The organism is Methylobacterium sp. CCH5-D2 (assembly GCF_001556475.1).
Classification (GTDB): domain Bacteria; phylum Pseudomonadota; class Alphaproteobacteria; order Rhizobiales; family Beijerinckiaceae; genus Methylobacterium; species Methylobacterium hispanicum.
The window spans coordinates 1-7,707 of record NZ_LSIX01001062.1; the positions used below are offsets into that span (position 1 = coordinate 1).

Consider the following 7,707-nt stretch of genomic DNA (forward strand, 5'->3'; position numbering starts at 1 on the left):
GGTCTGGACCGTCATACCCCTCACCCCAACCCTCTCCCTATGGGAGAGGGAGCCGGTCACGATCGCCTCCGAACGGCTCAGCTTTCCGTTCGCGCCCGTGCCTCGGTGAGCCGCGCGGCGTAGCGGGCGATGAGATCGACTTCGAGGTTGAGCCGGTCGCCCTGGCGGCGCTCCCCCCAGGTGGTGACCTCCAGCGTGTGCGGGATCAGCAGCACCGTGAACAGGTCGCCGTCCACCGTGTTCACGGTGAGCGAGGTGCCGTCGAGGCAGACCGAGCCCTTCGGAGCGATGAAGCGGGCGAGTTCCGCGGGCGCCCGCAGCGTGAAGCGCTCGCTCGCCCCCCAGGAACTCTCCGCGTCGGTGACGCGCTCGTGCGCCACGATCTCGGCGAGTCCGTCGACATGGCCGGTGACGAGGTGGCCGCCGAGCTCGTCGCCGATCTTCAGCGAGCGCTCCAGGTTGATCCGCCGGCCCGGCTGCCAGGAGCCGACCGTGGTGCGGGCGAGCGTCTCGGCGGCCGCGTCCACGGCGAAGACCGCGCCGCCATCGGTCGGCTCGATCGAGACGGCGGTGAGACAGGGCCCCGAGCAGGCGATCGAGGCGCCGAGCGCGATGCCGGCCGGGTCGTAGGCGCAGGCGATGGTGAGCCGCCGCATACGCGCGTCGCCCGCCACCGCGAGCACCGTTCCGATATCGCTGACGAGGCCGGTGAACATCTCAATCGATCCGCTCGTAGGTGACGGCCCGGTCGGGCCCGAGGGTGCGCGCCTCGACCGCGCGCAGGCGCCCGCCGTCGAGAAGTGCCCGCAGGTGCGGCCCGATCGCCGGCAGACCGCCCGTGGGCCCCAGTTCGCTCGGGCCGGTCATCAGCGTGCACAGGTCGATCAGATCGGCCTCGGCCAGCGCGTCCGCAAGGCGGGGGCCGCCCTCGCTGCACAGGCGCGTCAGCCCGCGCTCGGCGAGCGCCGCGAGCGCGGCGGACAGATCGACGCGCCCCTGCCCGTCGTCGGCGACCCGGACCACCTCCAGCCCCATCGATTCCAGCATGCGCTTGGCGTGGGCCGGGGCGCCGCGCGTGGCGAGCACCAGCGTTGGCACGTCGTGGGCGGTGCGCACCAGCACGCTCTGCGGTTGAAGCACGAGGCGGGAATCGAGCACCACCCGCTGGGGCGAGCGCTGGGCCAGCCCCGGCAGTCGCACGGTGAGCGAGGGATCGTCCGCCCGCGCCGTGCCGATGCCGACCAGGATGGCGTCGGCGTGCGCGCGCCAGAGATGCACCGCCCCGTCCGCGACCGGCCCGGTGATGCGCAGGCGCTCCGGTCCCGAGGCGGCGGCGAAGCCGTCGCGGGTCCGCGCGAGCTTCAGGTGGATGGCCGGACGCCCCGTCGTGACGCGGCGGATATGGCCGAGATGGTCGCGCCGGGCCATGTCGGCCAAGAGCCCGGTCTCGACCGCGATCCCGGCCTCCCTGAGGAGCGCGTGGCCGCGGCCGGCCACCCGCGGGTCGGGATCCTCGATCGCGCTGACCACGCGCGCGATCCCGGCCGCCACGATCGCCTCGGTGCAGGGGGGGGTGCGGCCGTGATGGGAGCAGGGCTCCAGCGTGACGTAGAGGGTCGCGCCGCGCGCGGCCTGCCCCGCCTGGACCAGCGCCAGCGGCTCGCCGTGCGGGCGACCGCCCGGCGCGGTGACGCCCTGGCCGACGATCCGCTCCGCGCCCGGCGGCCCCGCCACCACGACGGCCCCGACCGAGGGGTTCGGCCAGGTCCGGCCGAGATGGCGCTGCCCCAGCGCCAGGGCGAGGCGCATGTAGCGCGCGTCGCTCGGGGGCACGCTCATGGCCACACTCACGGCTTGGCCTGCCGGGCGCGGCGCCGGGGAGGGGGGGCGGCCTCCGCGGCCGCGACCTCGGTCTCGACACCCGCCGCGAGCGTTCCCCCGAGGGTGCCGAGCAGGTCCTCGAAGTCCTTGGCCTCGCGGAAATTCTTGTAGACGGAGGCGAAGCGCACGTAGGCGACGTCGTCGAGGCCCTTCAGCCCCTCCATCACCAGTTCGCCGATCGCCTCCGAGCTGACCTCGGCCTCGCCGCTGCTCTCGAGCTGGCGCGTGATGCCGCTGACGAGACGCTCGACCCGGTCCGGATCGACCGCGCGCTTGCGCAAGGCCACGTCGATCGAGCGCTGCAGCTTGTCGCGGTCGAAGGGCACGCGCTTGCCGGAGCGCTTCACCACCGTGACCTCACGCAATTGAACCCGCTCGAAGGTGGTGAAGCGGCCGGCGCAATCTGGGCAGACCCGGCGGCGGCGGATCGCCGCCCCATCCTCGCTCGGTCGGGAATCCTTCACCTGGGTGTCGGAGCCGCCGCAATAGGGACAGCGCATCGGGCGGACCTCGGTGCCGTGGAACGAGACGGGCCGCGGACCCAGAAGGATCCGCGGCCCGCGTCCTAGACCGTCGTGCCGGCCGCCGGAAGTGCGGCCGGGATAGCCGCCGGAAGTGCGGCCGCTACACCGAGCCTCAGCCGTAGATCGGGAAGCGCTCGGTCAGCGCGTGCACGCGGCTCTTGACGTTGGCCTCGACCGCGCTGTCGCCCGCCTCGCCCTTGGCGGCGACGCCGTCCAGCACCTCGACGATGAAGCCGCCGATCTGCTTGAACTCGGCCACGCCGAAGCCGCGCGAGGTACCGGCCGGGGTGCCGAGGCGGATGCCCGAGGTGATGGTCGGCTTCTGCGGGTCGAAGGGCACGCCGTTCTTGTTGCAGGTGATGTCGGCCCGCGAGAGCGCGGCTTCCGCCGCCTTGCCGGTGAGGCCCTTCTTCTGCAGGTCCACCAGCATCAGGTGGTTGTCGGTACCGCCCGAGGTGATGTCGTAGCCGCCCGAGATCAGGGTGTCGGCGAGCGCCTTGGCGTTCTCGATCACCTGGCGGGCGTAGATCTTGAACTCGGGCTTCAGCGCCTCGCCGAAGGCCACCGCCTTGCCGGCGATGACGTGCATCAAGGGACCGCCCTGCAGGCCGGGGAAGATCGCCGAGTTGAACTTCTTGGCCAGCGCCTCGTCGTTCGTCAGGATCATGCCGCCGCGCGGGCCGCGCAGCGTCTTGTGGGTCGTGGTGGTGGCGACATGCGCGTGCGGGAACGGCGACGGGTGCACGCCGGCCGCGACGAGACCCGCGAAATGGGCCATGTCCACGAAGAAGTAGGCGCCGACCGCGTCGGCGATCGCGCGGAACTTGGCGAAGTCCCAGTGGCGCGGGTAGCCCGAGCCGCCCGCGATGATCACCTTCGGCTTGTGCTCGTGGGCGAGGCGCTCGACCTGCTCCATGTCGATGCGCTGGTCCTCGCGGCGCACCGTGTAGGAGACCGGCTTGAACCACTTGCCCGAGACGTTCGGGGGCGCACCGTGGGTGAGGTGGCCGCCGGCGGCGAGGTCGAGGCCCATGAAGGTGTCGCCGGGCTGCATCAGGGCCATGAAGACGCCCTGGTTGGCCTGGGAACCGGAATTCGGCTGCACGTTGGCGAAGCCGACGCCGAACAGGCGCTTGGCACGCTCGATGGCGAGGTTCTCGGCGACATCCACGAACTGGCAGCCGCCGTAGTAGCGCCGGCCCGGATAGCCTTCCGCGTACTTGTTGGTGAGCACCGAGCCCTGCGCCTCGAGCACGGCGCGCGAGACGATGTTCTCGGAGGCGATCAGCTCGATCTCGTGCTGCTGGCGACCGAGCTCCTGCTCGACGGCGCGGGCGATCTCGGGGTCGGCCTCGGTGAGGGGGGCGGCGAAGAAGGTGTCGGTGAAATGCTTGTCGGCGGCGGTACCGGCGCTCATGGCATGGCCTCTGTTCTTGTCTGCGGGCGGGTGGACCCGCCATCCGTCGGCGTGCACGGGCGGGCTCTTGCAGACCCGATCTCTACACGGGCGCCCGCGCGAGGCCAAGCACATGCATTTTTCTGCATGGTTCAAAAAAATTGATCCCCGTCACGGCGGTGAGGATTCGCAAGGGTTACGGATGGAAAGCCTGCAAGCTCGGCAGGAACTGTGCGGTCGGCCTCTTGGGTTGCGCACCCGCGCGGACATATAGCCGTGCTAAAGGCGGACGGCCGGGCAGAACGACGTCCGAAGGCCGCCGCGACAGGAGTTTCCCATGAGCAGACGCGGGTTCACGAAGCCGGGAATCGTGGCGGGGATCACGGCCGGGGTCTTGGCCGGTGCGCTCCTCGCCGGCTCAGGCCAGCGCGCCGAGGCCGCGCAGTGCGGCAATACCGGCGCGGGCTTCGAGGCATGGAAGCGGGAATTCGCCCAGGAGGCCCGCGGCCGGGCGAGCGCCCAGAGCCTCGCGGCCCTGATGGACACCTCCTACTCCACCGCGACCATCTCGGCGGACCGGGGCCAGAAGAGCTTCAAGCTCTCCCTCGACCAATTCCTGGCCAAGCGCGGCGGCAACACAATCGTGGCGCGCGGCCGCCAGCTGAAGCAGCAGAACGCGGCCCTCTTCGCCCAGATCGAGCAGCGCTACGGCGTGCCACCGGGCCCGCTGCTGGCGATCTGGGGCATGGAGACCGGCTTCGGCGCCGTGAAGGGCAACGTGAACACCCTCTCGGCGGTGGCAACGCTCGCCTACGATTGCCGCCGCTCCGAGTACTTCACCGATCAGCTCTACGCGGCGCTCACCCTCGTCGATCGCGGCGTCCTCACGCCCACGACCCGCGGCGCCGCCCACGGCGAGGTCGGCCACACCCAGTTCCTGCCCAAGAACGTGCTGACCTACGGCACCGGCGGCAGCCTGGACAACGTCGGCACGGCGCTCAATTCGACGGCGAACTTCCTCAAGGGCCATGGCTGGCGGGCCGGCGCCGGCTACCAGCCGGGCGAGCCGAACTTCGCGGCGATCCAGGGCTGGAACGCGGCCGGCGTCTACCAGAAGGCGATCGCGCTGCTTGGCCAGCGCATCGACGAGGGGCGCTAGGGGGCCATCCGCCACGCTCCCTCCCGTCACCTCGGGGAGGGGGCAACTCTCTAGGGCCAGACCTTGATCGCCACCGGGCGCCGCACGAGGTCGCGCTCGGCCGTGACCGTGCAGCCCTCGGTGCGCAGGGTCGCGTAGGTGAGGAGTGCCCGCTCGCCGACATCGTCGAAGTTGCGGCCCTGTGCCGCGGGATCGATCAGTGACGGGTAGGCGACCATCTCGCCCCCCGCTTTGCAGGGATCGTCGTACAGGGTGGTGCCGGCGAGCAGCAGCCGCGGGCGGTCCCAGGCGATCAGGTCGCGCGAACTCGTCCAGTAGAAACCGGATCGGGGGAAGTCGCCGCCCGCCGCCGCCATGAAGACCGCGACGTAGGTGCCACTGCCGCGGTGGCGCACCACCGCCCCGACCGGGCCGGGAAACGGCCCGACCGGTCGGCAGGTGTCGGGGAGCCTGACTCGGATCCGGTAGGGATCCGGGAAGGCGGCGGCGAAGCCGCCCCCCGTCCAGGCGCGCCAGCGCCGCGGGTCGGCCGGATCGTCGCTGCGGAACAGGCAGACGCCCGCCGCCTGATCGCTGCCGGGCCGGTCCCAGCCGGTGGTGGCGACGAGCGCGTAGCGCCAGCGCCCGTCCCCGAGGATGTTCGAGGGGTTGAAGAAGCCCCGGTGCCGGGTCTGGTCGATATCCTGGGTGAAGGGCGGGGCAGCGACCACCACCGGCGGCGCGGCCCGACCGAAGCTGCGTCCACCGTCGCGCGAGGCGGCGGCCGTCACCGTGTTGTACCAGCAAGGCATCAGGCTCTGCGCCTGGCAGCGGCCCGGATGCGCGTCAGCGTGGTACTCGTGGTGGAGGAGGGCGGCGACGTTGCGCCCATCCTCCGTCCAGGTGGCGGTGATCCAGGAGCGGTCGTCGTAGAGCGCCGGGTCCGGCCTGTGGCCGGATTCGAGCACCACCGCGCAGTCGATCTTCAGGCGGTCGAGGTCGGGTCCGCGCAACGCCCGGTTGCGGTGGTGCAGGCCGAACGCCACCACCGCTCCCGTCGCGTCCCGGAAGGCGCGCAGGGGCGCGTCGGGCAGGTCCACGCCGTCGCAGGCGTCGCGCGGCGCCCGGAACATCGCCATCGGCGGCCCCACCAGCGTCAGGCTCGACAGCGGCGGCCCGGCCGGCTCGGCCGCGGCGGGGGCGCCGAGAAGCGCTAGGGCCAGGAATGCGGGCGCGCGCATCGCGGTTCTCCGGTGAGCCGCGGCAGGCCGCCGCGCGGGCCGCCCGGCCCGACAATCCGCAGGACTTTCAGACCGGAACCGTTACAAGGAGCTTGAGCGCGCCGCGCCCCTCCACAGCCCGCGAGATTCCCCCGAGACCCCGCCCATGCTGATCATGATCCTCGGCCTCGTGCTGTTTCTCGGCACCCACTCCTTCTCGATGGCCCGGGCGCGCCGGGCCGAACTGGTGGGCCGCGTCGGCGAGGCGAAGTACAAGCTCGGCTACACCCTGGTCTCGGTGCTGGGGCTCGTGCTGATCGGGGTCGGCTACGGCCATTACCGGGCGACCGGCTACATCCCGGTCTGGAACCCGCCGGTCTTCACCCGCCACCTCGCCCTGATCCTCGTGCTGCTGGCCTTCGTGGTGATGGCCTCGGCCTACCTGCCGGGTCGGATCCGTGCGTTCGCCAAGCACCCGATGCTGCTCGCCGTGAAGATCTGGGCGACCGCACATCTCCTCGCCAACGGCGATCTCGGCTCGATCGTGCTGTTCGCCGCCTTCCTCGCCTGGGCGGTGATTGACCGCATCAGCGTGAAGCGCCGCGGTGTGCCGGCCGGCGCGGTGGCGAGCCAGCACGGCGGGCAGGCCGCCCCGGCCGGCTGGCGCAACGACGGGCTGGCCGTGGCGATCGGCGTCGCGGCGTGGTTCGTCTTCGCCCGCTGGCTCCATCCCTGGCTCATCGGCGTCGCCGTTTGGCCGGGGCAGGCCTGAAGCGAGGGGCCGGTCGCCAATCCCCGAACAACGTGCTAGGCGCGTGGCCCTGACGGATGCGAGGTGGCCCGCGGCACGCCGCGGACCGGGGACGAATGGCTGAGAACAACGAGTTCATCCGCGAGGTCAACGAGGACTATCGCCGGGATCAGGTCGCCAACATCTGGCGGCGCTACAGCGGCGTGATCATCGCGCTGGCGATCCTCGTCGTGGCCGGCGTCGGCGGCTGGCGCTACTGGCAGAGCGCGCAACGCTCGGCCGCGGAGGCCGCCTCCGAGCAGTTCGACCGGGCCAACCGCCTCGCCCGCGACGGCAAGGCTCAGGAGGCCGACAAGATCTTCGACGACCTGGAGGCGCAGGGCCCGGCGGGCTACCGCCTGCTCGCGCGCATCCGCGCCGCCACCGAGGCCGGCAAGGCCGACCCGGCCAAGGGCGCGGCCGAGTTCGACAGGATCGCCGCCGATTCGGCGGTCGGCGAGGGCCTGCGCGATCTCGCGCGCCTGCGCGCCGCGCTGCTGCGCATCGACCTGCCCGATCCGGCGCCCGCGCTGGCGAGCCTCCAGAGCCTCGCCGCCGGCTCGCCCTTCCGCCACACCGCCCGCGAGATGCTGGGCCTCTCCGCGCTCCGGCGCGGCCAGTACGATGAGGCGGGGCGCTGGTTCGACCAGCTCAACGCCGACCCCGAGACGCCGCAGGGCCTGCGCCAGCGCATCGAGGTCTACGTGGCCCTCGTGGCAGGCGGCCCCGTGACGGTGACCGAGGCCAAGGCCGAGCCC

General features: G+C 72.1%; 8 protein-coding genes. 3 read left to right on the forward strand and 5 right to left on the reverse strand.

Features of this window, described 5'->3' with window-relative positions; translation table 11 throughout:
* Positions 1-77: 77 nt before the first annotated feature.
* From AX737_RS28825 to glyA, 4 genes are all read right to left on the reverse strand, one after another.
* Positions 78-716 carry a riboflavin synthase gene (locus AX737_RS28825; protein ID WP_066927347.1) on the reverse strand — a complete coding sequence of 213 codons (639 nt, stop codon included), beginning with the start codon at positions 714-716 and terminating at the stop codon, positions 78-80.
* Between the two features lies 1 nt (position 717).
* Complete coding sequence (ribD, locus tag AX737_RS28830) at positions 718-1,839, reverse strand: bifunctional diaminohydroxyphosphoribosylaminopyrimidine deaminase/5-amino-6-(5-phosphoribosylamino)uracil reductase RibD (RefSeq protein WP_066927349.1); 1,122 nt, start codon at positions 1,837-1,839, stop codon at positions 718-720.
* Positions 1,840-1,847: 8 nt separating this feature from the next.
* A complete protein-coding gene (nrdR, locus tag AX737_RS28835; RefSeq protein WP_066927351.1) occupies positions 1,848-2,381 on the reverse strand; it encodes a transcriptional regulator NrdR in 534 nt (177 codons plus the stop codon).
* A gap of 136 nt (positions 2,382-2,517) precedes the next feature.
* Complete coding sequence (gene glyA / locus AX737_RS28840; RefSeq protein WP_066927353.1) at positions 2,518-3,822, reverse strand: serine hydroxymethyltransferase; 1,305 nt, start codon at positions 3,820-3,822, stop codon at positions 2,518-2,520.
* Positions 3,823-4,138: 316 nt separating this feature from the next.
* Here glyA and AX737_RS28845 point away from each other — a divergent pair, with 316 nt between their 5' ends.
* Positions 4,139-4,960, forward strand: coding sequence for a lytic transglycosylase domain-containing protein (locus AX737_RS28845; protein ID WP_066927355.1), 822 nt, complete (start codon positions 4,139-4,141; stop codon positions 4,958-4,960).
* A 50-nt stretch (positions 4,961-5,010) separates the two neighbouring features.
* Here AX737_RS28845 and AX737_RS28850 read toward each other — a convergent pair whose 3' ends face one another.
* Complete coding sequence (locus tag AX737_RS28850) at positions 5,011-6,180, reverse strand: hypothetical protein (protein WP_066927357.1); 1,170 nt, start codon at positions 6,178-6,180, stop codon at positions 5,011-5,013.
* A gap of 145 nt (positions 6,181-6,325) precedes the next feature.
* On the opposite strand from AX737_RS28850, the gene AX737_RS28855 reads away from it, so the two are divergent.
* Both AX737_RS28855 and AX737_RS28860 read left to right on the forward strand, forming a co-directional pair.
* A complete protein-coding gene (locus AX737_RS28855; RefSeq protein ID WP_066927358.1) occupies positions 6,326-6,931 on the forward strand; it encodes an NnrU family protein in 606 nt (201 codons plus the stop codon).
* 95 nt (positions 6,932-7,026) lie between these two features.
* The coding region (locus tag AX737_RS28860) for a tetratricopeptide repeat protein (RefSeq protein ID WP_066927359.1) at positions 7,027-7,707 on the forward strand (681 nt) is incomplete at its 3' end.

Coding starts and splice junctions, on each gene's coding strand:
- AX737_RS28825 (WP_066927347.1), bottom strand. CDS start 716: ATGTTCACCGGCCTCGTCAGCGATATCGGAACGGTGCTCGCGGTGGCG.
- ribD (WP_066927349.1), bottom strand. CDS start 1,839: ATGAGCGTGCCCCCGAGCGACGCGCGCTACATGCGCCTCGCCCTGGCG.
- nrdR (WP_066927351.1), bottom strand. CDS start 2,381: ATGCGCTGTCCCTATTGCGGCGGCTCCGACACCCAGGTGAAGGATTCC.
- glyA (WP_066927353.1), bottom strand. CDS start 3,822: ATGAGCGCCGGTACCGCCGCCGACAAGCATTTCACCGACACCTTCTTC.
- AX737_RS28845 (WP_066927355.1), top strand. CDS start 4,139: ATGAGCAGACGCGGGTTCACGAAGCCGGGAATCGTGGCGGGGATCACG.
- AX737_RS28850 (WP_066927357.1), bottom strand. CDS start 6,180: ATGCGCGCGCCCGCATTCCTGGCCCTAGCGCTTCTCGGCGCCCCCGCC.
- AX737_RS28855 (WP_066927358.1), top strand. CDS start 6,326: ATGCTGATCATGATCCTCGGCCTCGTGCTGTTTCTCGGCACCCACTCC.